This is a genomic window from Halalkalibacter lacteus (assembly GCF_036663595.1).
GTDB classification, from domain to species: Bacteria; Bacillota; Bacilli; order Bacillales; family Bacillaceae_D; genus Halalkalibacter; species Halalkalibacter lacteus.
Genome location: NZ_JAWRVL010000124.1, coordinates 1 through 323, shown reverse-complemented (window position 1 = coordinate 323; position 323 = coordinate 1). Strand labels below are relative to the sequence as shown.

Annotated in this window: 1 other RNA gene; it reads left to right on the top strand. The window is 51.1% G+C overall.

The window, feature by feature from the left end:
* Positions 1-321, top strand: an RNA gene (gene rnpB, locus SAZ04_RS21770) — RNase P RNA component class A.
* The last annotated feature ends 2 nt before the right edge of the window (positions 322-323 follow it).

Here is a 323-nt window from a genome sequence, read left to right as displayed (position 1 = left end):
CGCTGGCATCTTTCAGGTGCGAGAGGAAAGTCCGGGCAGCATAGAGCATCCCACTTCCGAAACTAGAAGCTATTGGTGACAGTAGGTGTCGGTAGAAGAAAATAACCGCTTTCACTTATCCCGTTTGTCCAGTCTGGGGTGGTGAGAGTAAGGGTGAGAAGGTGGTGTAAGAGACCACCAGTCACAGGGTGATCTGTGGGCTGTGTCATCTGGAGGCCGCAAGTTCGCGTAAACCATTGTTTGAGGATTGTCCGTCCGACCTTTGTGACAATGGAGGGTAGAATGCTTGAGCTATGGGGCGACTCATAGACTAGATAAATGGC